This window comes from Yersinia rohdei ATCC 43380 (genome assembly GCF_000173775.1).
Classification (GTDB): domain Bacteria; phylum Pseudomonadota; class Gammaproteobacteria; order Enterobacterales; family Enterobacteriaceae; genus Yersinia; species Yersinia rohdei.
On record NZ_ACCD01000032.1, the window covers coordinates 21,146 to 43,867 of the forward strand.

A 22,722-nucleotide genomic window follows, 5' to 3' on the forward strand; every position below is an offset into this window, starting at 1 on the left:
TGACGATGGAACATTACATCAGTCTGTTTGTCCGCGCAGTCTTTGTCGAGAATATGGCATTAGCCTTCTTTCTGGGGATGTGTACTTTCCTGGCAGTCTCTAAGAAAGTCTCGACAGCTTTCGGCCTCGGCATTGCGGTAACAGTGGTATTAGGCATCTCCGTGCCTGCGAATAATCTGGTTTATAATTTAGTTCTGCGAGACGGCGCTTTAGTTGAAGGTGTTGACCTCAGTTTTCTGAACTTTATTACCTTTATTGGGGTTATCGCCGCCATTGTACAAGTGCTGGAGATGATTCTTGATCGCTACTTCCCGGCGCTGTACAACGCGCTGGGCATTTTCCTGCCACTTATCACGGTTAACTGCGCCATCTTTGGTGGTGTGTCATTTATGGCGCAACGTGATTACAACTTCCCGGAATCTATAGTTTATGGTTTTGGTTCCGGTATCGGTTGGATGCTGGCGATTGTCGCGCTGGCGGGGATTCGCGAGAAAATGAAATATGCCAATGTGCCTGCGGGTTTACAGGGGTTAGGGATCACCTTTATCACCACCGGATTAATGGCATTAGGGTTTATGTCTTTTTCCGGTGTGAACTTATAAAGGCAGGAATAATTGATGGAAATAATTCTGGGCGTAGTGATGTTCACCCTGATCGTGCTGGCATTGACGGTAATGATTTTATTTGCCAAATCAAAGCTGGTGAATACGGGTGATATCACAATTGATATAAATGATGATGTGGACAAAAGCTTCACCGCTCCGGCTGGGGATAAGCTGCTTAACATGCTTTCCAGCCACGGTATTTTTGTTTCTTCAGCTTGCGGCGGCGGCGGCTCTTGTGGGCAGTGCCGTGTGACCATTAAAGAAGGTGGCGGCGATATTCTTCCTACCGAGCTTTCTCATATTTCAAAGCGCGAAGCCAAAGAAGGATGCCGGTTGGCTTGTCAGGTTAATGTGAAGCAAAATCTGAAAATTGAGCTGCCGGAAGAAATCTTTGGGGTGAAAAAGTGGGAATGTGAAGTTATCTCTAATGATAATAAAGCGACGTTTATCAAAGAGTTGAAACTGAAAATCCCTGATGGTGATGTAGTGCCATTCCGTGCTGGTGGCTTTATTCAAATTGAAGCTGAACCTCATACTGTCAAATACGCTGATTTTGATGTACCAGAGGAATATCGCGGCGATTGGGATAAATTCAATCTGTTCCGGTTTGAATCAGTGGTCACCGAACCGACGGTGCGTGCTTATTCTATGGCAAACTACCCGGAAGAACGCGGCATTATCATGCTGAACGTCCGTATTGCCACACCGCCACCTTCAGTACCTGATGCACCTCCGGGAATAATGTCTTCTTATATCTGGTCGCTGAAACCGGGTGATAAAGTGGTTATTTCTGGGCCGTTTGGTGAGTTCTTTGCTAAAGATACTGATGCCGAAATGGTCTTTATTGGCGGTGGTGCCGGTATGGCTCCCATGCGTTCGCACATTTTTGACCAGCTCAAACGACTGCATTCGAAGCGAAAAATTAGCTTCTGGTATGGTGCGCGTTCACGGCGTGAAATGTTTTATGAAGAAGATTTTGACCAGTTACAGGCTGAAAATGAGAACTTCCGTTGGCATGTCGCCTTGTCAGATCCACAGCCAGAGGATAATTGGACTGGCTATACTGGCTTCATTCATAACGTATTATTAGAGAATTACCTTAAAAATCATCCAGCGCCTGAAGATTGTGAATTCTATATGTGTGGCCCGCCGATGATGAATGCGGCAGTTATCAAAATGCTGAAAGATCTTGGTGTAGAAGACGACAACATTATGCTTGATGATTTCGGTGGTTGATTAATTATTACTCGGGTTTTCACAGTAAGTGGAAGTATCCCCAAAGAGTCTGGCGTTGCAGCTAATCTGCTGTAACGCCAGATACCATAAAGACTTAAAATTGAGGATATCGTGCAGAGACATATAATGCATTGGCTAATGGCTGCGGTGGGTATTTTGCTGCTTACAGGATGTGGCCCCGAGCAAATTAATCTCGAAGGTAAGACGATGGGTACCTCATATTCAATTAAATATGTGAGTAACTCATCAGCGCCTGATTCGGAAAAATTGCAGCAGGAAATAGACCGTGAGCTGGAACTGGTCAATGACCAAATGTCGACTTACCGGCCAAATTCTGAATTAAGCCGTTTTAACCAAAGCCGGGTTGTGAATACTCCGTTTCCTGTCTCTGCGGCTACAGCAAAAGTGGTACGAGAGGCTATCCGCCTTAATCGTCTAACTGATGGGGCGCTGGATGTGACCGTCGGGCCTTTGGTTAACTTATGGGGTTTTGGCCCAGAAGGGCGGCCAACATCGGTTCCAACAGATGCAGATATTGCTAAACGACAGCAATGGGTTGGTATTGATAAACTAGCAGTAGAAAAAGGCTCGTTGATTAAACGTATTCCAGAGCTGTATGTTGACCTTTCTTCTATTGCTAAGGGTTTTGGGGTTGATGTCATTGCTGAGTATTTAGAATCTCAACATATTGATAATTATATGGTCGATATTGGTGGTGAAGTCCGTACCCGTGGAAATAATGGTGAGAATAAACCCTGGCGTATTGCGATAGAAAAACCGGTAGCGGGTGCTGAACAAAGTGCGCAAGAGATTATTGAACCCGGACGTATGGCAATTGCGACCTCAGGGGATTATCGTAACTATTTTGAGCAGGATGGGGTGCGGTATTCTCATACCATTGACCCTGCTACTGGTCGGCCAATTAACCATCGCCTGGTCTCAATTACTGTTTTAGATCCAAGCTGCATGACGGCAGATGGTTTATCTACTGGCTTAGGTGTTCTTGGGCCTGAGCGGGGAATGGCATTAGCTAATTTACTGGATATTCCTGTATTTATGATAGTCAAAACAGATGAGGGTTTTGAAGAGCGCTATTCTGAGTCGTTCAAACCTTATCTGCAAGGTCGGCCTTAATAGGAGAGGGATATGTTGACAGTTTTTATCGCGTCCTTTGTCTTTTTTCTCTTGGTCATCGCTGGGATGTCGCTGGGTTATATTATAAAACGTAAAACCTTGCAGGGCAGTTGCGGTGGCATTGGGGCTTTGGGGATGGAGAAAGTTTGTGATTGCCCAGAGCCTTGTGATTCGCGTAAGAAACGCTTGGCTAAAGAAGCGGCACGTAAGAAAGCGCTGGAGCAGTATCGTATTTTATAGTCAGAATTCAAGTTGTTGCATAGAACTGGCAATGAATAACCGGGATGCAGCAGGTAATCTGGTAACTAACCCCCAGTTAATAATATATTGACTGGGGGTTGTTACATTATGGCAGTTGGTCTCTATTGAAAATTAATGACTTTCTTATTTAGGCTGATTTTCATTGGTTATTTTTTTAAACAATTCTGGCGAGTCAACCATAACACCATTAGCACCTAATTCTTTCGCTTTGTTATAATCTTCAGGCGTGTTAATGCCGAAGAAAATAATATGCGCATTTCTATTTTTACGGAAGCAATCAACCGCTTCCTTATCCCAACTTAATATGGCATTTGAGCGCCCTTCACCCAAGGTATATTTCTCTACGACCTCGACGTTACGGTGCAATTCCAAACCATACCAACGCTCTTTATTATCTGTCGGTAATTCGCATTTATGATCCATGGTAATGTTGGCTAATTGCGTTCGAGTAAAATCACGGCTTTCAAAACGTTGAATTTTATGTGCGTTATCACTGTGCTGATTTACCGCATCTAAGGCATTTAAATAGTTATCATTAGTTGAATAGACGCGGGTTCTGGCCAGGCGACTGTCTTCACCTTTGGATGCCTCAGTTAAGGTATTTTGCAGGGCTTTGGCAAAGGTGGCAGGGTCTGCATCCGGGGATTTAATGTCGAGATAAAATATCGTGGTTGGGAATTTTTTCAATACTTCATCAAGAGTAGGAATACCCACGTTTGAAGCGGACTTAGTGACAATATTATGCTTTTTATTGTAGCCGACAGTCGCATCAACCTGGGCGAGTTGTGCGGCTGTATAGTCAGAAACCTTACCAGACTTATTGGTCAATTCCTTAAGATCAGAAGGGCGATACAAGACGAGAACATTATCCTTTGACAGCTGTAGTGTTATCCAGACAGCATTGGCACCATTTGCCAATGCTTTCTCGATGGCGGGTAAGGTGTTTTCAGGTGCATCGGCAGTGCCACCTCGGTGAGCAATAATTTGGGGCGGCTGCATAACAGCAGTGGATGTCACTGAATTAGCCTGTGTTACAAAAGCAGTAGAGAGTAATAAGGTAGCCATTATATAATTTCGCATAATATTTAGTTTCCATTCATTGTTGTTAAATGAATTTTTATAGGGATGTTAATCATATAGATAATATTATTTTGCTTTGTCAAATTTAATGATTTTTTATTAAAAATAAATGACAGAAAGGCTAAATATGGCAATAACAGAATTCAATTCTGTTATTTTTTGAATTAAATGGCATTTTGATTAGGATGATTATGACTTTTAGCCATTTGGCACATTGTTCTTTGAAGAGATAGCGCCTTCTTGACAGCATCCCCTGACACGCAATGTGTTCATCAATCTGTGTGGCAAGAAAATTCCCAAGTAATCTTAAAAAAGATTGGTGAAGCATACAAAGGTTGTATTAGTGTTATGTGCAATTTCATTGGGTGTTTATGCCCTAAGTCTCAGGTCTTAAGAAGGAATGCAGTGTGTCGAAATTGCGGGTTGGTGTGATTTTTGGCGGTAAATCAGCCGAACATGAAGTGTCATTACAGTCGGCAAAAAACATCGTAGAGGCGATTGATACCGATAAATTTGATGTGATGCTGCTAGGCATTGATAAACAAGGGAAATGGCATGTTAACGATGCATCCAGTTACTTGTTAAATGCAGAAAATCCTGCACTTATCTCTCTGAACCATTCAAACCGCAATGTCGCATTAATTCCGGGGCAAGAAAATCAACAACTTATTGCGGCAGACAATGCTGCTGTGTTGGCCCAGTTGGATGTCATTTTTCCGATTGTACACGGTACATTAGGGGAGGATGGCTCCCTGCAAGGGCTGCTGCGAATGGCGAATATTCCTTTTGTCGGCTCGGGTGTTTTAGGTTCAGCGGTCAGTATGGATAAAGATATCACCAAGCGCTTGCTGCGGGATGCTGGGCTGAATATTGCTCCTTTTATCACTCTGACGCGGTCTAACAAAGATAACTATAGCTTTGAGCAGGTCACGGAAAAACTCGGCTTACCCTTATTTATTAAACCAGCAAATCAAGGTTCGTCCGTGGGGGTCAGTAAGGTGCGTAATGCCGCCGAGTATCAACAGGCTGTAGCGTTAGCTTTTGATTTTGACCATAAAGTTTTGGTCGAATCCGCCATTGTTGGCCGCGAAATAGAATGCGCCGTGATGGGGAATGACTCCCCACAAGCCAGTGTGTGTGGCGAGGTGGTGATAAGTGATGAGTTTTATTCCTATGACACAAAATATATTAATGAAAGTGGCGCACAGGTTATCATCCCGGCAGCAATAGACACTGATGCTAGCGACCGCATCCGCGCCGTGGCATTGGCGGCTTTTAGTGCTCTTGAGTGCAGGGGAATGGCGCGCGTTGATGTTTTTCTGACGCCCGACAATACTGTAATTATCAATGAAATAAATACCTTGCCAGGATTTACCAATATCAGCATGTATCCCAAATTATGGCGCGCCACGGGGATTGGCTCGACGGAATTAATCACCACACTTATTGAGTTAGCTGTAGATCGCCACCAGCAAGATAAATCGCTGAAAAGTTCTATTTTTCAATAAGCTGCTCGGCGGCGAGCTCCGCCCATGCAGGTCTCCCAACCGGGTATATTGTGCATAACACGTTCTCGGCATAATAGAATGTGGCCGGACAGCAATGAGGATAATCTTGAATTATCCTCATTTAACTGTATTCTTATACAGTGGTTTGGTTGGGGGGATAAATATGCGAAAAATTATTCATGTCGATATGGATTGCTTCTTCGCGGCAGTTGAAATGCGTGACGATCCCAGCTTGCGTGATATTCCCATTGCTATTGGCGGGAGCCGGGATCGACGTGGTGTGATAAGCACCGCCAATTATCCGGCACGGCGTTATGGTGTGCGCAGTGCTATGCCCACCGCAATGGCGCTTAAACTTTGCCCCCAACTGAAAGTTATCCCCGGAAGAATGGCGGCCTATAAAGAGGCCTCGCTGCATATCCGTGAAATTTTTGCGCGCTATACCCCATTAATTGAGCCGCTGTCGTTGGATGAAGCCTATCTGGATGTGTCCGATTGCCAGGTTTGCAGCGGCTCTGCGACATTAATTGCCCAGGAAATCCGCCAATCTATTGCGATGGAGCTGAATCTGACGGCTTCCGCGGGGATTGCCCCGATTAAGTTTTTGGCCAAGATAGCCTCTGATTTAAATAAACCTAATGGTCAGTATGTAATCACGCCGGATAAGGTTTTGTCTTTTCTGCATGATTTGCCGTTGAGTAAAATTCCGGGGGTGGGGAAAGTAACCGCCAAACGATTACAAGAGTTGGGTTTGATAACCTGTAGTGATGTACAAAATTTTTCGCAGGCTGAATTATTAAAGCGCTTTGGAAAATTCGGTCATGTGCTGTGGGAGCGGAGCCACGGGATTGATGAGCGCGAAGTTTCCCCCGACCGCTTGCGTAAATCCGTCGGGGTGGAGAGAACCCTGGCGGAGGATATTCATGATTGGCAAAGCTGTGAGTCATTAATTGAGCAGCTCTACAGTGAACTGGAAACCCGTTTGCGTAAGGTCAGGCCAGATCTGCATATTGCCCGGCAGGGCGTTAAGTTAAAATTTCATGATTTTCAGCAAACGACTCAAGAACATGCTTGGCCGGAGCTGAATAAAGCTGATTTATTGCACGTCGCGCGAGCCGCATGGAATGAGCGGCGCGCCGGTAGAGGTGTCCGACTGGTGGGGTTACATGTGACGTTGCTCGACCCACAACTTGAGCGGCAATTACTGTTGAGCTTGGAATAACCCTAGAAGGGCGAGCCAGTATGGCCCTCATGGTTGATATTAATAAGCGCTAGATAATTCGAATTGCAGGTGGATGGCAAGGGGGCAAATCCCCAGTCACTTACTTGAGTAAGTGGCCGGGGTGCGGGAATGAAACCAACATCCCGCAATTTGTAGCATGCCGAATATTATGCGCGCTCAGGAATGGCTTTTAGCAGCGCTGTCAGCAATTGCCAATATTGGCCCACACTCTCGATATGAACTTGTTCATCCGGTGAATGTGGCCCAGTCATGGTTGGCCCAATAGAGACCATATCCATCTCTGGGTAAGGTTTTTTGAATAAACCACATTCCAGACCCGCATGGATAACCATGATATTTGGCGTTTTGTTAAATAGCTTCTGGTAGGTTTCCCGCACTAACGCCATGACTGGTGAGCTAGGATCAGGCTGCCAGCCAGGGTAACCGCCTTTGGGTGAGGTTTCTGCGCCAGCCAACTGGCCCACGGCTGTCAGCATGCTCACCACGTAATCTTTACCGCTATCAATCAGAGAACGAATCAGGCAAATGATTTCTACTTCGTTTTCATTCATGGTAACCACACCCACATTCAGTGAGGTTTCAACCACGCCTTTCACTGCGTCACTCATGCGGATAACACCGTTTGGTGTGGCATTTAATAGTGCAACCAAGCGCTGCTGAGTCTCTTTTGTCAGCGCTTTTGCATCAGTGGAAACCGGCTCCAGCAAGACAGTCAGATTTTTTTCGACTGCGGCAAGCTCGTTTTTCAATATTGCCAGATAGTCCTGACTCAATTTTTTCAGCTGCTCGACTTTATCTGCGGCAATGGCCAGGGTTACCGAACCTTCGCGTGGGATTGCATTACGCAGCGTACCGCCATGCAAGTCGATAACCCGCAGGTCTAAATCTTTTGCCTGTTCGAACAAGAAACGGGCCAGCAGTTTATTGGCATTGCCCAATCCCAGATGAATATCAGCACCTGAGTGACCGCCTTTCAAGCCTTTAAGGGTCAGTTTTAGTGTCTGGTAACCGGCAGGGATAGCTTCCCGTTTCAGCGCCATACTAGTGATAAAATCAATACCACCGGCACAACCCATATAGATTTCACCTTCCTGCTCGGAGTCGGTGTTGATCAGGATATCCGCTTTTAACCAGTTAGGTTGCAGGCCGAATGCGCCGTCCATACCGGCTTCTTCAGTCATGGTCAGCAGCACTTCCAGTGGGCCGTGCTCGACACTGTCGTCGGACAGGACGGCCAACGCAGAGGCCATACCAATGCCATTATCCGCACCTAATGTTGTGCCACGGGCTTTAACCCATTCACCGTCGATATAAGGTTGAATGGGATCTTTGGTAAAGTCATGCACCGTATCATTATTCTTCTGCGGAACCATATCCAGATGGGCTTGCAGTGCCACGGGCTTACGGTTTTCCATCCCTTGGGTCGCAGGCTTACGCAGCAGGATATTACCAACCTGGTCACGTTCGGCGTGCAGGCCTTTTTCCTTGGCCCACGTCATAATATGCTGTGCCAGCGCTTCTTCATGATAAGACGGATGCGGGATAGAGCAGATTTTTGCGAAAATATCCCACAACGGCTGAGGCGAAAGTTGAGACAGTTCAGACACTGTAAGTCTCCTGTAATAGCATTTCCTTTACAATGGAGGATGCTATTGGGTTGATGACTAAAGATTTTAGGGGTTGCAACAAACCGCCATTAAGATGGCGAGATAGTTTGAGAATATCACTTTCATTGGCTTCGCGCGCGCATCACAGCACAATTCCTCCGCCAAAACTGATTAATTAGCAGGATAATTGCTGGTTTTTATTCGGCTGGCTCTCTATAATCTCGCGCAACCTTTTTTCCCCTTCTGATACATAGCAAGCCACTCCTATACTGGCTGGGATTACACTTTATGAGCGAAAAATACGTCGTTACCTGGGATATGTTGCAAATTCACGTCCGCAAACTGGCACAGCGTTTACTGCCAGCCGAGCAATGGAAAGGTATCATCGCGGTTAGCCGTGGTGGGTTAGTACCGGCTGGTATTCTGGCGCGTGAGCTGGGTATTCGTTATGTAGACACTGTCTGTATCGCTAGCTATGATCATGATAACCAAGGCGATTTAAAGGTCTTAAAGCGCGCTGAAGGCGACGGTGAAGGCTTCGTCGTGATTGATGACTTGGTTGATACCGGTAGCACTGCGGTCGCCATTCGCGCCATGTATCCGAAAGCACATTTTGTCACTGTGTTTGCCAAACCTGCTGGTCGTCCATTGGTTGATAGTTATGTTGTTGATATCCCTCAGGATACATGGATTGAACAGCCGTGGGATATGGCGGTAACTTTCGTCCCACCTCTGAGCGGTAAGTAATTTAATCGATTTTAAACGCCTGGTACCTCTTTACCGGGCGTTTCATTTTCCCCGCAGTATGAGTACACTTATCCCCATCTGACCAGCCCTTATCGGGCCTGAATCACGGCTTATGGAGGCTATTGTTATCATGGCACAAGCCAACCTTTCTGAAATTCTGTTCAAACCCAAATTCAAGCATCCTGAAACCTCGACTCTGGTGCGGCATGCCCATTGTAACCATCCTATGAGTGTTCACTCAGCATTGGATGGAGATACAGCCAGCCATTGGTATCGTATGATAAACCGCCTTATCTGGACTTGGCGTGGGGTTGATCCACTGGAAATCGAAGAGGTATTATCCCGCATTGCCTGCTCCAAGGCGGAGCACAGCGATAACGAATTACTGGATACCGTGGTGGGTTACCGCAATGGTAACTGGATTTATGAGTGGGCCCATCAAGGGATGCTTTGGCAGCAAAAAGCCATGGAAACAACAGACTCGATGAAAGCGGGCCAATATTGGCTAAATGCGGCGAACTTATACAGCATTGCCAGTTATCCGCATCTAAAAGGCGATGAGTTGGCCGAGCAAATCGAGGTGTTATCTAACCGAGCTTATGAATCTGCCGCTGAGCATTTGCCTTACACCTTAAAAGAACTTAGTTTTGCGATTTCTGATGGCGGCACCCTGACCGGGTTCTTGCATATGCCGACCGTCGGTAGCGCGCCCTTCCCGACAGTGCTGATGTGTGGCGGATTAGATACATTGCAAAGTGATTATCACCGCTTGTTCCGTGACTATCTTGCGCCAAAAGGCATCGCCATGTTGACCATCGACATGCCTTCTGTTGGGGCGTCATCGCGTTGGAAACTCACTCAGGACACCAGCTTCTTACACCAACAGGTATTGCACGCATTGCCGAATATCCCTTGGGTTGATCACCAACGCGTTAGTGTTTTCGGTTTCCGTTTTGGTGCCAATGTGGCGGTGCGTTTGGGGTATTTGGAACCTCAGCGGGTGCGGGCCGTGGCCTGTCTTGGGCCGATTGTTCATCATCTATTGTGTAACAGTGATTTGCAGCGCAAAGTGCCAGATATGTATATGGATGTGATGGCCAGCCGTTTGGGTATGGCAGATGCATCAGATGAAATTCTTAAAACAGAAATGAACCGCTATTCATTGAAAACACAGGGATTGCTTGGGCGGCGCTGTCAAACACCTATGTTGGCAGGTTTCTGGGAAAACGACCCTTTCAGCCCGAAAGAAGAATCCAAGCTTATCTGTTCTTCTTCATCTGACGGCAAATTATTACCTATAGCATCAACCCCATTGTATGACAATTTCCATCGCGCGTTATTGCAGACCAGCCAATGGTTAGAAGATAAAATGCGTTAATGAGTTGCTAATTTTTAACAATTTGCTAAAAAGGTGAGTCTACATAAGGAGATTTAAGAATGACGTCAACCAGTGCTCATCCTAAAAGCAAGCTTATGAAACGTTTCGCAGCTTTAGGGCCATATTTGCGCGAAGGGCAGTGCCAGAACGACCGGTTTTTTTTTGATTGCTTAGCGGTGTGCGTCAATGTGAAACTTGCTCCAGAAAAACGTGAGTTTTGGGGATGGTGGATAGAGCTGACACCGGCACCTGACCATTTTGCCTATGTTTACCAGTTCGGCTTATTTAATAAAGATGGCAGCTGGAAAGCAGAAAAGATTAAAGACCCTGAAGTGCAAGAGAAATTGGAGACTACCTTGCGTGGTTTCCACAAACGTCTTGCTGAGATGCTAACGTCGATTGAAATGAACTTGTTGCCAGCACAGGATTTTAGCGAGCATCCGGTTAAGTTATCTGCATAAAACAGCTATTCGTCACCTTTCAATAGGCAGAGTTGTTAGTTGTTATCATTCATCTCGATAAGCTTTCATGAGGAAGTTATTCGGTTGTATGAACAATAGCTAACACCCCTGCACAGTAATTTAAGAAGAAAAATTCCTCTTTAGCACAATAAAAAGGGGAATTTCTCATTATGCCTGTTGGCATAATGCCTCGCGCCTGCTAAAACGATCCCTGAATCATTTCTTTTATTCATTTCAATGGCAGAAAAATTATGAGTGGCAGCCAGACTTTGGTTGTGAAATTGGGCACGAGTGTGTTGACTGGCGGCTCCCGTCGTCTTAACCGCGCCCATATTGTTGAACTGGTGCGCCAATGCGCCCAGCAACACGCAAAAGGTCATCGTATTGTTATTGTCACCTCCGGGGCGATTGCTGCGGGGCGTGAACACTTGGGTTACCCAGAATTACCCGCCACCATTGCCTCAAAACAATTATTAGCCGCAGTGGGGCAAAGCCGGCTTATTCAACTTTGGGAACAACTGTTTTCCATCTATGGCATCCATGTGGGCCAGATGTTACTGACCCGTGCTGATTTAGAAGACCGTGAACGTTTCTTAAATGCGCGCGATACCATGAATGCTTTGCTGGATAATCGCATAGTTCCTGTTATCAATGAGAATGATGCTGTTGCCACCGCTGAAATCAAAGTCGGTGATAATGATAATCTCTCGGCACTGGCGGCTATTCTGGCGGGTGCTGATAAGCTGTTATTACTGACTGACCAGTCAGGGTTATTCACAGCTGATCCGCGTAATAATCCAGCCGCTGAACTGATCCGTGAAGTCCATGGAATTGATGATGCTTTGCGTGAGATTGCTGGCGACAGTGTCTCAGGGCTTGGGACTGGCGGTATGGCGACAAAACTGCAGGCGGCAGATGTGGCATGCCGTGCCGGTATTGACGTCGTGATTGCTGCGGGCAGTCAAGTGAATGTCATTGCTGATGTGATTGAGGGGACGCCAGTAGGCACCCGATTCCATGCACTGGAAACTCCACTGGAAAACCGAAAACGTTGGATTTTTGGCGCACCACCGGCGGGTGAAATAACCATTGATGATGGTGCTGTTGCCGCGATGCTGGAGCGGGGGAGTTCATTGCTGCCAAAAGGCATTCGCAGTGTAAAAGGGAATTTCTCTCGCGGTGAAGTTATTCGTATCCGCAATCTCAGTGGGCGCGATTTAGCTCATGGCGTGTCGCGCTATAACAGCGATGCGCTGCGCTTATTGGCAGGGCACCATTCACAACAAATCAGTGAAATCCTCGGGTATGAATACGGCCCGGTGGCTGTTCATCGTGACGATATGATTGTCAGCTAAGGAGCAAGAATGAACATGCTGGAACAGATGGGAAAAGCGGCGAAACAGGCCTCTTGGCAATTAGCCATGCTAAGCACGGCAAAGAAAAATCAGGCGCTGGCAGTAATAGCTAATTTGCTGGAATCTGAAAGTCAGGCAATTTTACAAGCTAATGAACAAGATATGCAGGCCGCAAGTGACAGCGGCATGAGCGAAGCACTGCTGGACAGGTTGTTGCTGACGCCTGCTCGCTTAGCTGCCATTGCTAATGATGTGCGCCAGGTATGCCGCCTCAATGACCCTGTTGGCCGGATTATTGATGGGAGCTTGCTCGACAGCGGCCTAAAATTAGAACGTCGCCGTGTGCCATTGGGGGTGATTGCTGTCATTTATGAAGCCCGCCCTAATGTTACGATTGATGTGGCTAGCTTATGTCTAAAGACCGGTAACGCGGTTATTTTGCGGGGTGGTAAAGAGACTCACCATACCAATCAGGCCACGGTGAAAGTTATTCAGCAAGCATTGGAGCAATGCGGCTTACCGGCGGCGGCGGTGCAGGCGATTGAAAGCCCGGATCGCGAATGGGTGAATCAATTGCTGCGTATGGATCAGTATATCGATATGCTTATCCCCCGCGGTGGGGCCGGTTTGCACAAACTGTGCCGTGAACAATCGACCATTCCGGTGATTACCGGCGGTATTGGTGTTTGCCATACTTTTGTTGATGAAAGCGCCGATATTGAGAAAGCTTTGCTGGTTATCGAAAATGCTAAAATCCAGCGGCCAAGTGCTTGTAACTCACTGGAAACCTTGCTGGTTCATCAGAACATCGCCGAGCGTTTTCTGCCGGTATTGAGCGCCAGAATGCATGCCGTTACACTGCACGCAAGTCCTCAGGCAATGCCGTATCTGCTACCAGGTAAGGCTAAGGTCGTGGCCGTGGAGGCCGCAGATTACGATGATGAATGGTTATCGTTGGATCTCAACGTGGATATTGTTGCCAATATTGATGCAGCAATTGACCATATCCGTGAACATGGCACCAGCCATTCTGACGCTATTCTGACTCGCTCTCTTAGCAGTGCTGAATACTTTGTTCACGCGGTTGATTCGTCAGCGGTTTATGTCAATGCCAGTACCCGTTTCACTGATGGCGGTCAATTTGGTTTGGGTGCAGAAGTCGCTGTTAGTACGCAAAAACTTCATGCGCGTGGCCCAATGGGGTTGGATGCCTTGACGACGTATAAGTGGATTGGTTATGGCGATGACTTAGTCCGCAGTTAATCCCCGTCATCTGTCAGTATGCGGGCGGTTATTAATATAATTCTTAGTGCATTAATCTATCGATAAAAAGATTAATGCACTCATCCAAATGGGATAGATAACCCAATAGTCATTAGTTTTATAATCTCTCGGATTAAAACTAACTACCAAAAATCCACAATTATCACTATTGGGGACTGCCAATAATTACACTCGCGGGCGCTATAAAATTGTAGCGCTAACTTTTGGTTGGCAATAATCGGCAAGAATATCTTAACCTCGCTAAGTCGCCACGTCATAACCCGTCTGAATCATGTTCGGCCTCAAATTGAGTCCCGAAGCTTTGAGCTGCGAAAACAGGTGTTCAAAATCATCTTGCCGGAAAATGAACAAGTAAAAGTGAAGTTTAGGGCGAATAACGTGATAACCGGCGGGGATAAATTGGCCTTGATGAGTGGTAAAAATTATTGAGGAGGAGGTGCTGATATTGATCCACTGCTATTATGGCCTAACACTATGTTGTAGCTCCATGTTTTATAGAAAAATAATTAAAGTATTCCAGTGCTCTGCCGATAACAATCTATGATATTTATATACTATATTAATAATAATCTGGGTAGCCAGAGCAACAAATTAAAGATGGGGAATGGCAGGTGAGCGAAGCGTCTAAAGAGCATTTTATAAAAACGAATAAATTAGCGATTTGTGCAATTCTTCGTGACTTAAAGAAGAATGATACTGCAGTGATGATGATTCATGCTCGTGGGCAATTTATTAGCCGTATTCTGGATGTGGTACCTGAAACGAATCAATTTATTTTCGATTTCGGTAGTGTAGCCCATGAAAACATCTCAGCTCTTGCAGCTAATCAGCTGACAGTAATTGCAGAACCTACAGGGGCAAAAATTGAATTCACCTGCAATCATCTGAAAGAAATACAATACTTATCTTTACCCGCCTTTAGCACTGCTATTCCAGATAGCCTCTATTTTATTCAACGACGAGAGTATTTCCGGATAAATATTCCACAATGGCCTGCTTATTATTGTTCAGGAAAATTCGCAGATGGAAGTAAGTTCTCATATACCCTGGCAGATGTTTCTTTGGGTGGAATAGGGTTGTATGCAGTAAAAGGCAGTGAGTTCCCCATTCAGGGATGCGGCATCTTGCGCGATGTCTCCGTTGATCTCTGTGGTTTTGGTATTTTTAAGTTGGATTTACAATTTATCCGAGCTATCGATAAACAAATTGTAAATAACAAAGGTGAAACGCTCACCGTGCAGCGCTTGAGTTTTAAATTCCCTTGTTTAACGCCAATACAGGAAAAGGGCTTACAACGCGCTATTTTTGAACTGGAAAAACAGCAAATGGCCAAAGCGAGAAAATTTCAAGACAGCATCTAGTCTTTGAATACACCCAGACTAAATATTATTGGCGTTGCTACAGTGATTATTGCTGCAATGCCAAAGAAAATGTCATGGGCCAGCTTGAAGTAGAATGTTAACTCTTTCTCAACAAAACAAAAAAATACAAAAATTATATTGAATTATCATGTGATTGACCCAATATTATAAGCTCGTTACTAAGGAGTGATAAGCATGGGAATCAGCGAGGAAGAGAATATTCGCCGTTTGACTGATGAGAAAAGCTCTATTGGTCATTCGGCTAAATGGGTAGCAATAATTTCTGCTGTCTATTTTGTTATCATGTTGTTTTATCAGCATGAATTGGGTGTGTTAACCTTAGCTGGTGGGATTTTTATCGTATCATTCTCTATCTGGATGAAGAAACGCCAGAAAGTGAAATCCTATAAAAATCAGCTGCAAAAAATGGGCGGAGATTAAATAATCTAATCCAATGTTGCCAGTCCCATTTGACTGATTTCTCAGAGGAACAGCAGGTAAAGCACCTGACATGCTGTTTGTCCGATCTTCAGCCTTTGCATCGTTTTCGTTTGCAACCCTGCAAGCGACTCATAAATATTGTCCTTATTCCTAATATTACCTGTTTGTCGCTTCCAATGACTTGGACATATTAAAGCCTGTTACGACAAATGCCATTTGCTCATATAATCTTTTTGCTTGCGGATTATCAGCCGCAACTCGCAGTTTTATCTCAAATATCCCCTGAGCAACTAAGAGTCTTTCCAATTCTTGTAAACACGACGAACCATAACCTTGGCGTTGATATTGCGGCAGCACATAGAAGTCTTTGATAAAGGCCGCGTTATCATCTTTACCTAGGCCATACCATAAATAGCCAACCAGTTGACGGGGATTATCTTGGTTTTCGATGCAATATAAGGTGTTGTTAGGGCTATTAATTCCTGCCGGTAGATAGCTATCAAAACTATGTGTTGCATGAGCCAGGGCTTGCTCTGGGCTATAACCACTGTTAGATGATAAATCTTGCATATATTCGGTGATAAAGATCTTCCGATAGTCATTGAATTCATCAGACTGCATTGCTCTGAGTATTACCATTATGTTTTCCTTAATGAAATCGCGCTATTGTGGTAGTTAGGTCTATATGGCGGATGCCGTTCGAGATTAATATATTAACGCTTTACAGGAAATAAGATACATAAACTAAATCAGAAGGTTAACTACAGGCGGGGATGCAATGACAATAAAAAATAGCCATAAAGATGCCGTTGAAAGGCAATTTGGTGATCAAGCCAATGCTTATTTAACCAGTAGGGTTCATGCACAGGGCAAAGATTTACAGCGCCTGGCGACACTACTGCAACCTCATGGTGATGCCCGTCTGCTTGATCTTGGATGTGGTGCAGGACATGCGAGTTTTACTGCGGCGGCTGCGGTAAAGTCGGTGGTTGCTTATGATCTTTCGGCGCAAATGTTGCAAGTGGTAAGTCAGGAAATATTGGATAAAAAATTGCCCAATATCGAAGTGACACAAGGGCTCGCTGAATCATTGCCCTTTGATGATCAGAGTTTCGATATTGTTATTAGCCGATATTCAGCTCATCACTGGCATGATGTTGGCCAGGCATTACGTGAGGTAAAACGGGTATTACGTCCCTCTGGTAAGGTTATTTTTATGGATGTTGTTTCCCCCGGTCAGCCAGTGTTAGATATTTATCTGCAAACGGTGGAAGTTTTACGTGATACCTCCCATGTACGAAACTATTCCCCTGGTGAGTGGCTGGCACTGTTTACTGAGGCGGGATTGGTCATTAATGAAGTGACTACCGATAGATTATATTTAGAGTTCAGTAGTTGGATTGCGAGAATGCGCACACCGGAGTATTTTGCTACTGCGATCCGTGAACTGCAAAAATCAGCCTCTGACAGTGTGATTAATCATTATGAGATCCAAAATGAAGGTTCGTTTACTAGCGATATTATGATGATTGTTGCAAAACGTAATTAATCATCTGTTAATGTGGATGCTGATAATAAAATATCGGTGTCCGCATTTTTATTCCTCATTTATTTAACTCTGACACGGTTTGATTAACTTCCTCCTTATTCCTCTCACAATGATTGAGTTTCTTTACATAGCATTACGTCCCCTTGCATTGCTCCGCTCATAATTAGTATCACTAAGTCATTACATCTAATCTGCTAGTTGGAGTTTATTATGAAACTATTACCCGTCATTGCTGCTGCACTTATTGCTACCGCTTCATTCGCCACTCAGGCCGCACAAGAAGTCAGCTCGGAGCAAGCCGCTAAGTTACAAAGTATGGGTGTCATTTCTCTTTCCAATGTCAGTGGTTCACCGACGGATGTAGAATCAGCACTTAATGCGAAAGCGAGTGCTGATGGTGCCAGCCATTATCGGATAATTGGTATGAGTACCCCAGGGGATTCAAGCAATTACAGTGCCAGTGCCGAAATTTATCGTTAATTATTAGCGCAATATGATGATAGAAATCCATTATCATATTGCGCCTAATTATTGCAATATTGGCCATCTTTATATGGCTTTTTTTTGCTATTTTACCTACTAAAAGTAATTGGTTTTTAGAGCAATCTTAATGATAACTTCAGGAATATAAGGTGTTATTGTAGTCCATCTGAGTTTCTGAGGAGCGGCTATGTTAAACACTGTTCGGCGTAATTTTAAAAGTCAATTCTCTTATTTGCAGCGCTTTCTTGCCTCGCCGCGTACTGTTGGCACATTGGCACCGTCTTCGCCTTGGCTATGTCAGGCGATGTTGAATCAGGTAGATTGGAAACAAGACTGTAATATTGCTGAGTTAGGGGCTGCTGATGGAGTGCTGACAAAGCGTATTCTGTCACATATGTCAGTAAACTCCCGCTTACAGGCATACGAGATTCAACCCCACTTTGTGCATGCATTACATCAGATAAATGACCCGCGTTTGCAGGTGGCTTTTCGATCTGCTGAGCAGTTGGACCAAGATTACGACGTCGTGTTTTGTTGCCTGCCATTACTCTCTATCCCGACCAAGATCAGTATTAAGATATTACAACAGTCCCAGCAACGTTTACGTGCAAACCAAGGGGTGTTGGTCTTATTCCAATATAGTCATCTTTCCGAGCACCTATTATCTCGCTATTTCACATGGAGAAAAATCCGCGTGGTACGTAATTTCCCTCCTGCCTTGGTTTACATTTGCCAACCGCGTTAGCCGCTAAAAAATCTTTATTTATCTAAGGGTTGATAAGGTTTTTAATGTCAGCGAGTGAGAAAGACAGTCATTGGGATGAGAGTATGTAAAATTACGCCTGGTTTATGCATGACGCCATTGAGTTGATGCATAAACCGCTGCTACTGGCAGGTTTTCGTTACGTTAATTTTGATGTTATTGCGGGTAAAGGTCGGTCTTTTATCACCAACACTCTTAGTTCAGACAGTAAATTAACGCCATCAGTATGGCCCATCAACTGCTGTCAGGCGCTCTTTGCTAAGGCAATAATAGTGAGTTATTTAGTCCTAAACTCTTTGGTAATGGTGGTTTTAAGGGGACGGAGAGTGGGTGGCTTGTGGTGCATGCCAGTACCGAGTTCTAAATTGTAATCATCGCCAGCTGTGAAGTAATGCTGCATGCTTAGCTGTTGTACAATATTATTTATATACGTTGTATCGTAAAATTTACGAAATTGTAAAGTTTGCACTACCCTCAATTATAGGTATGATTTGCATCTACAGCGTAGAGCTGAGTGTTAATCCTGTTTAACCCGCCAATAATGATGACGGGTTTTTAATACTGAGAATTTATCCTCAGAAGTTGATGCTAAAGGACTTTCAAGTAATGACACAGACTATCTTCATGGTAGGCGCGCGCGGTGCAGGTAAGACAACAATAGGGAAAGCGTTGGCACAAGCGCTAGGATATCGGTTTATTGATACAGATCTGTTTATGCAACAAAGTTTGCAATCAAGTGTTGCCGATATTGTCGCCCGTGAAGGGTGGGACGGCTTTCGCTTGCGAGAGAGCATGGCTCTACAGACTGTAACCGCTCCTAAAACTGTGGTTGCTACTGGTGGTGGCGCGGTGTTGTCCCATGAGAATCGGACATTTATGTGCAATCACGGGCTGGTCGTTTATCTCCAAGCCTCTGCTAATGTATTAGCTGAGCGATTAGCGGAAGATCCTGAGGATGCCCAGCGACCAAGTCTTACTGGCAAACCTATTGTTGAGGAAATGTTGGATGTCCTGGCCAGCCGAGAGGCGTTATATCAGGAAGTTGCTCATCATGTGCTGGATGCCACCCAACGGCCGGAAGATGTTGTTGAACAAATTTTACAGATTTTGGCTGATGAAAAAGTAAAATAGTTGGGAATGATTATTAGCAGGGTGAATATTTCCCTGCTGATTGCCTGATAATTACGCGAAGCGTATAATTATTACTTACATAGTAATTATGACGTAAATCATTTGCGTCAATTAATGCCAATCAAGGCAAGGCCGATCAAGGCGGGCCGATGAGAACCTTCAAACTGTTTATCCACCAACACACTAATTTTATGCCTGCTTTTTGGTCAATATTAATAGTGGTCTTTGAAACTTCGCTGGCGCTGTATATTTTACGTAACCTGTAATATCACTCTTCTTTTCTACTAATAACCTTCACCCATAGCTGTGAAGGTGTTTGCTATTGCTCATTTTCTTCGGACAGCGCCTCACGGTGGGGATAAAAGTGTAGGGTTTAGGTGACGATTGTATGTTTTTACTGCAACTTTACCGGTGAATCCGGTTATGATCCCATTTCGCTATAATAATCAGTGACAGAGCGTTTACAGAGACTCTAATATGAAAGTTCAATATTGATTAATACGCGGGTGCAAAACTATGCTGAAATTTAATGAGTATTTTACCGGGAAAGTGAAATCAATTGGTTTTGACAGTGACAGCATTGGGCCAGCTAGCGTTGGGGTGATGGAAAAAGGTGAGTACACCTTTAGTACGGCTAAAGCGGAAGAGATGACAGTTATCACCGGTAGCTTAAAAGTACTTATTCCTGGTTCATCAGGTTGGGAAGTTTTTAAGCCAGGTGAGACTTTCTATATCCCAGGGGAAAGTGAGTTTAATTTGCAAGTTGCTGAAGCATCTTCGTATTTGTGTAAATATTTGAGCTAATAGATTCTTTGATTTTTGCCCTCTCCATGCCAGAGAGGGCGATGTCTTTCCTTAAGTGTCTGCGCTACTAGTGCTGCGCCTCGCCACCTAAAGCTTCAATCAGATTTTTAATCAGGGCGGCCAATTCACTGGTCATCAGAATAAAATCAGCATCAAAGCGCTGAGCAAAATCTTCCCGATCAATATCTTCATTCTGGTCACGCAAGGTGTCTGAGAATTTCAGGCGTTTTAGCGAACCATCATCGGACAGCACTAACTGAACGCGCTCTTGCCAATCCAGCGCTAACTTAGTGACTAACTTACCTGCTTCAATATGCACCGCGATTTCATCACTGAACAAATCCTGCTTCTTACAGCGGATCACGCCACCTTCTTCCAAAATAGCTTTTAATTCAGCTTCATCCATTAAGGCAAAACCAGCAGGTAATTCTTTACTGCGAACCCATTCAGTTAAGGTGAGTTCAATAGGATTTTCTAATGTTAGTGGCACTACTGGCAGGGAACCTAGGCTTTTACGCAGCAATGCCAAGGTATCTTCAGCTCTTTTGGCGCTGGCGGCATCGACCATAATCAAGTCATTGACAGTGTCAATCCACAAGAAGGTTTGATTAAATCGACTGAATGCCCGTGGCAACAAACTGTGCAGAACTTCATCTTTTAATGAGTCTTTCTCAGTCTTTTTCAGTTTGCGATGTTGCTCGCCTTCAAGGCGCTCAATTTTGGCCTGCAATTCTTGCTTAATCACCGGGGATGGCAAGATTTTCTCTTCTTTACGGGCACAAATGACGATTTGACCATTAACCGAATGCGTTAATGCATCGCTGTGTGATCCCATCGGTGAGACCCAACCGGTTTTCGTCATATCTTGACTGCCGCATGGTGTGAAACTAAGGGCGCTTAACTGTTTCTCCATTTCATCCGCAGACAGTGAAACTTCTCGGCTCAAACGGTAAACCATTAAATTCTTAAACCACAGCATAGTGTTGTCCCTGGCTCGGGCGCGCTTAAAGCGCGCGAGTTAATCAAACGCAGGGCGGCATGATAACGAATTGATGCGCCTGTCCCTAGTAAAAAGAATAAGAAAAAAACCGAGCCAGCCTGCAATTCTATAAACAATTCTGTTATCTGAAGGAACTCAAACACCGCATAATGAAAAATTGCAGGTGACAAAGATTGTGTCACGGCAAGCTATTGTCCAAACTGAAAGAAGAGAACTCTTATTATCATGAACCTGTCAATGAGGTGAGGCGCTATGCGCATTGGTATAGATTTGGGTGGTACCAAAATAGAGGTTATTGCTTTAGCCAATGATGGACAGGAACTTTTTCGTAAAAGAGTCGATACTCCGCGCCATGATTATCAAAAAACCTTGCAGGCAATTGCGGCGTTAGTCGCAGATGCGGAACAAGCTACCGGGGAGCAGGGCAGTGTTGGTGTGGGTATTCCTGGCACACTTTCGCCTTTTACCGGCAAAGTCAAAAATGCCAATTCGGTATGGCTCAATGGTCAGGCTGTAGATAAAGATCTTTCAGGGTTACTTTCCCGCCCGGTGCGCTTGGCTAATGATGCCAATTGTCTTGCGGTGTCTGAGGCCACTGATGGCGCAGGTGTCGGGAAGCATTTAGTATTTGCGGGTATTATTGGCACGGGTTGTGGATCTGGTATTGCTATTGATGGGCGCGTTCATGCCGGTGGGAATGGTATCGCCGGTGAGTGGGGACATAACCCATTGCCGTGGCAGAATGATGAAGAGCGGCAATATCAACAGGAAGTTGCTTGTTACTGCGGTAAAAAAGGCTGTATTGAAACCTTTGTTTCTGGAACTGGCTTTGCCACTGATTACTTCCGGCTGAGTGGTAAACCGCTTAAAGGTGATGAAATTATGACCTTGGTCGAGCAAGGTGATGTCATCGCTGAGCAGGCTATGGCCAATTATGAGCAACGATTGGCTAAGTCCTTAGCGAATGTCATAAACCTATTTGATCCAGATGTAGTGGTATTGGGCGGCGGAATGAGTAATGTCGATCGGCTTTATAAAACATTACCGGCATTAATCAGCCCCTGGGTTTTCGGTGGCGAGTGTGAAACGCCAATCCGCAAGGCATTGCATGGGGATTCTAGTGGGGTTCGTGGTGCCGCCTGGTTGTGGCCCCTTCGTCCTTAACGCCGCAGGGTTGTTGGCTGCGTTCACGCACCCGAATCACTGACTTGGGTCCGCTCATCGGGATTTGTTTACTTGCCGCCTATCTGTAACGCCAATGACTTTGGGGCAAGCTATTGCTCAAGATGCC

23 protein-coding genes are annotated in these 22,722 nt (G+C 45.0%); 19 read left to right on the top strand and 4 right to left on the bottom strand.

All coding sequences use genetic code 11. The features are described 5' to 3' along the window. Positions 1-5: 5 nt before the first annotated feature. The 4 genes from nqrE to nqrM all read left to right on the top strand — a co-directional run bounded on the left by nqrE (position 6) and on the right by nqrM (position 3,215). Positions 6-602, top strand: a complete 597-nt coding sequence (gene nqrE / locus YROHD0001_RS02680) for an NADH:ubiquinone reductase (Na(+)-transporting) subunit E (RefSeq protein ID WP_004392325.1) — start codon at positions 6-8, stop codon at positions 600-602. 15 nt (positions 603-617) lie between these two features. After that, positions 618-1,841: an NADH:ubiquinone reductase (Na(+)-transporting) subunit F gene (gene nqrF / locus YROHD0001_RS02675; protein WP_004716262.1), complete on the top strand. Its 1,224-nt coding sequence runs from the start codon at positions 618-620 to the stop codon at positions 1,839-1,841. Positions 1,842-1,967: 126 nt separating this feature from the next. Next, positions 1,968-2,975, top strand: coding sequence for an FAD:protein FMN transferase (locus YROHD0001_RS02670; RefSeq protein WP_004716263.1), 1,008 nt, complete (start codon positions 1,968-1,970; stop codon positions 2,973-2,975). A gap of 12 nt (positions 2,976-2,987) precedes the next feature. Continuing rightward, positions 2,988-3,215 (top strand): (Na+)-NQR maturation NqrM, encoded by a 228-nt coding sequence (gene nqrM / locus YROHD0001_RS0118595; protein WP_032817970.1) that lies wholly within the window; start codon positions 2,988-2,990, stop codon positions 3,213-3,215. Positions 3,216-3,359: 144 nt separating this feature from the next. Here nqrM and YROHD0001_RS02665 read toward each other — a convergent pair whose 3' ends face one another. Continuing rightward, complete coding sequence (locus tag YROHD0001_RS02665) at positions 3,360-4,316, bottom strand: glycerophosphodiester phosphodiesterase family protein (protein WP_032817973.1); 957 nt, start codon at positions 4,314-4,316, stop codon at positions 3,360-3,362. 407 nt (positions 4,317-4,723) lie between these two features. Here YROHD0001_RS02665 and ddlA point away from each other — a divergent pair, with 407 nt between their 5' ends. Continuing rightward, positions 4,724-5,824 (top strand): D-alanine--D-alanine ligase, encoded by a 1,101-nt coding sequence (gene ddlA / locus YROHD0001_RS02660; RefSeq protein ID WP_004716266.1) that lies wholly within the window; start codon positions 4,724-4,726, stop codon positions 5,822-5,824. Positions 5,825-5,987: 163 nt separating this feature from the next. Next, entirely contained in the window at positions 5,988-7,046 is a 1,059-nt protein-coding gene (gene dinB / locus YROHD0001_RS02655; RefSeq protein WP_032817975.1) for a DNA polymerase IV, read from the top strand. 167 nt (positions 7,047-7,213) lie between these two features. Here the strand turns inward: dinB and pepD are convergent, their stop codons facing one another. Next, the gene (gene pepD, locus YROHD0001_RS02650; RefSeq protein WP_004716268.1) at positions 7,214-8,674 is read right to left on the bottom strand and encodes a beta-Ala-His dipeptidase; all 1,461 of its coding nucleotides are present in this window, start codon (positions 8,672-8,674) and stop codon (positions 7,214-7,216) included. Between the two features lie 288 nt (positions 8,675-8,962). On the opposite strand from pepD, the gene gpt reads away from it, so the two are divergent. The 7 genes from gpt to YROHD0001_RS02620 all read left to right on the top strand — a co-directional run bounded on the left by gpt (position 8,963) and on the right by YROHD0001_RS02620 (position 15,701). After that, complete coding sequence (gene gpt / locus YROHD0001_RS02645) at positions 8,963-9,421, top strand: xanthine phosphoribosyltransferase (RefSeq protein ID WP_004716270.1); 459 nt, start codon at positions 8,963-8,965, stop codon at positions 9,419-9,421. 130 nt (positions 9,422-9,551) lie between these two features. Further along, on the top strand, positions 9,552-10,799 hold the full coding sequence (gene frsA, locus YROHD0001_RS02640; RefSeq protein WP_032817977.1) for an esterase FrsA: 1,248 nt from the start codon (positions 9,552-9,554) through the stop codon (positions 10,797-10,799). A 59-nt stretch (positions 10,800-10,858) separates the two neighbouring features. Next, positions 10,859-11,260 carry a sigma factor-binding protein Crl gene (gene crl / locus YROHD0001_RS0118600; RefSeq protein WP_032817980.1) on the top strand — a complete coding sequence of 134 codons (402 nt, stop codon included), beginning with the start codon at positions 10,859-10,861 and terminating at the stop codon, positions 11,258-11,260. A gap of 251 nt (positions 11,261-11,511) precedes the next feature. After that, a complete protein-coding gene (proB, locus tag YROHD0001_RS02635; RefSeq protein WP_004716273.1) occupies positions 11,512-12,615 on the top strand; it encodes a glutamate 5-kinase in 1,104 nt (367 codons plus the stop codon). Positions 12,616-12,630: 15 nt separating this feature from the next. Further along, the gene (gene proA, locus YROHD0001_RS02630) at positions 12,631-13,878 is read left to right on the top strand and encodes a glutamate-5-semialdehyde dehydrogenase (protein ID WP_032817993.1); all 1,248 of its coding nucleotides are present in this window, start codon (positions 12,631-12,633) and stop codon (positions 13,876-13,878) included. 632 nt (positions 13,879-14,510) lie between these two features. After that, entirely contained in the window at positions 14,511-15,260 is a 750-nt protein-coding gene (locus YROHD0001_RS02625; protein WP_004716276.1) for a flagellar brake protein, read from the top strand. A gap of 195 nt (positions 15,261-15,455) precedes the next feature. Further along, positions 15,456-15,701, top strand: a complete 246-nt coding sequence (locus YROHD0001_RS02620; RefSeq protein WP_004716277.1) for a hypothetical protein — start codon at positions 15,456-15,458, stop codon at positions 15,699-15,701. A gap of 156 nt (positions 15,702-15,857) precedes the next feature. On the opposite strand, the gene YROHD0001_RS02615 is transcribed toward YROHD0001_RS02620, so the two are convergent. Next, complete coding sequence (locus YROHD0001_RS02615) at positions 15,858-16,340, bottom strand: GNAT family N-acetyltransferase (protein ID WP_032817984.1); 483 nt, start codon at positions 16,338-16,340, stop codon at positions 15,858-15,860. A 139-nt stretch (positions 16,341-16,479) separates the two neighbouring features. Between YROHD0001_RS02615 and YROHD0001_RS02610 the strand changes: the two genes are divergently transcribed. The 5 genes from YROHD0001_RS02610 to ppnP all read left to right on the top strand — a co-directional run bounded on the left by YROHD0001_RS02610 (position 16,480) and on the right by ppnP (position 20,431). Next, positions 16,480-17,250: a class I SAM-dependent methyltransferase gene (locus YROHD0001_RS02610; RefSeq protein WP_004716279.1), complete on the top strand. Its 771-nt coding sequence runs from the start codon at positions 16,480-16,482 to the stop codon at positions 17,248-17,250. Positions 17,251-17,460: 210 nt separating this feature from the next. Further along, entirely contained in the window at positions 17,461-17,730 is a 270-nt protein-coding gene (locus tag YROHD0001_RS02605; RefSeq protein ID WP_004716280.1) for a YdgH/BhsA/McbA family protein, read from the top strand. Between the two features lie 190 nt (positions 17,731-17,920). After that, the gene (locus tag YROHD0001_RS02600) at positions 17,921-18,478 is read left to right on the top strand and encodes a class I SAM-dependent methyltransferase (protein ID WP_004716281.1); all 558 of its coding nucleotides are present in this window, start codon (positions 17,921-17,923) and stop codon (positions 18,476-18,478) included. Positions 18,479-19,102: 624 nt separating this feature from the next. After that, on the top strand, positions 19,103-19,627 hold the full coding sequence (gene aroL / locus YROHD0001_RS02595; RefSeq protein WP_032817986.1) for a shikimate kinase AroL: 525 nt from the start codon (positions 19,103-19,105) through the stop codon (positions 19,625-19,627). Positions 19,628-20,143: 516 nt separating this feature from the next. Next, the gene (gene ppnP, locus YROHD0001_RS02590) at positions 20,144-20,431 is read left to right on the top strand and encodes a pyrimidine/purine nucleoside phosphorylase (protein ID WP_004716284.1); all 288 of its coding nucleotides are present in this window, start codon (positions 20,144-20,146) and stop codon (positions 20,429-20,431) included. 67 nt (positions 20,432-20,498) lie between these two features. Here the strand turns inward: ppnP and rdgC are convergent, their stop codons facing one another. Continuing rightward, positions 20,499-21,410, bottom strand: a complete 912-nt coding sequence (gene rdgC / locus YROHD0001_RS02585; RefSeq protein ID WP_004716285.1) for a recombination-associated protein RdgC — start codon at positions 21,408-21,410, stop codon at positions 20,499-20,501. A 273-nt stretch (positions 21,411-21,683) separates the two neighbouring features. Here rdgC and mak point away from each other — a divergent pair, with 273 nt between their 5' ends. After that, positions 21,684-22,595 carry a fructokinase gene (gene mak / locus YROHD0001_RS02580; protein WP_004716286.1) on the top strand — a complete coding sequence of 304 codons (912 nt, stop codon included), beginning with the start codon at positions 21,684-21,686 and terminating at the stop codon, positions 22,593-22,595. The last annotated feature ends 127 nt before the right edge of the window (positions 22,596-22,722 follow it).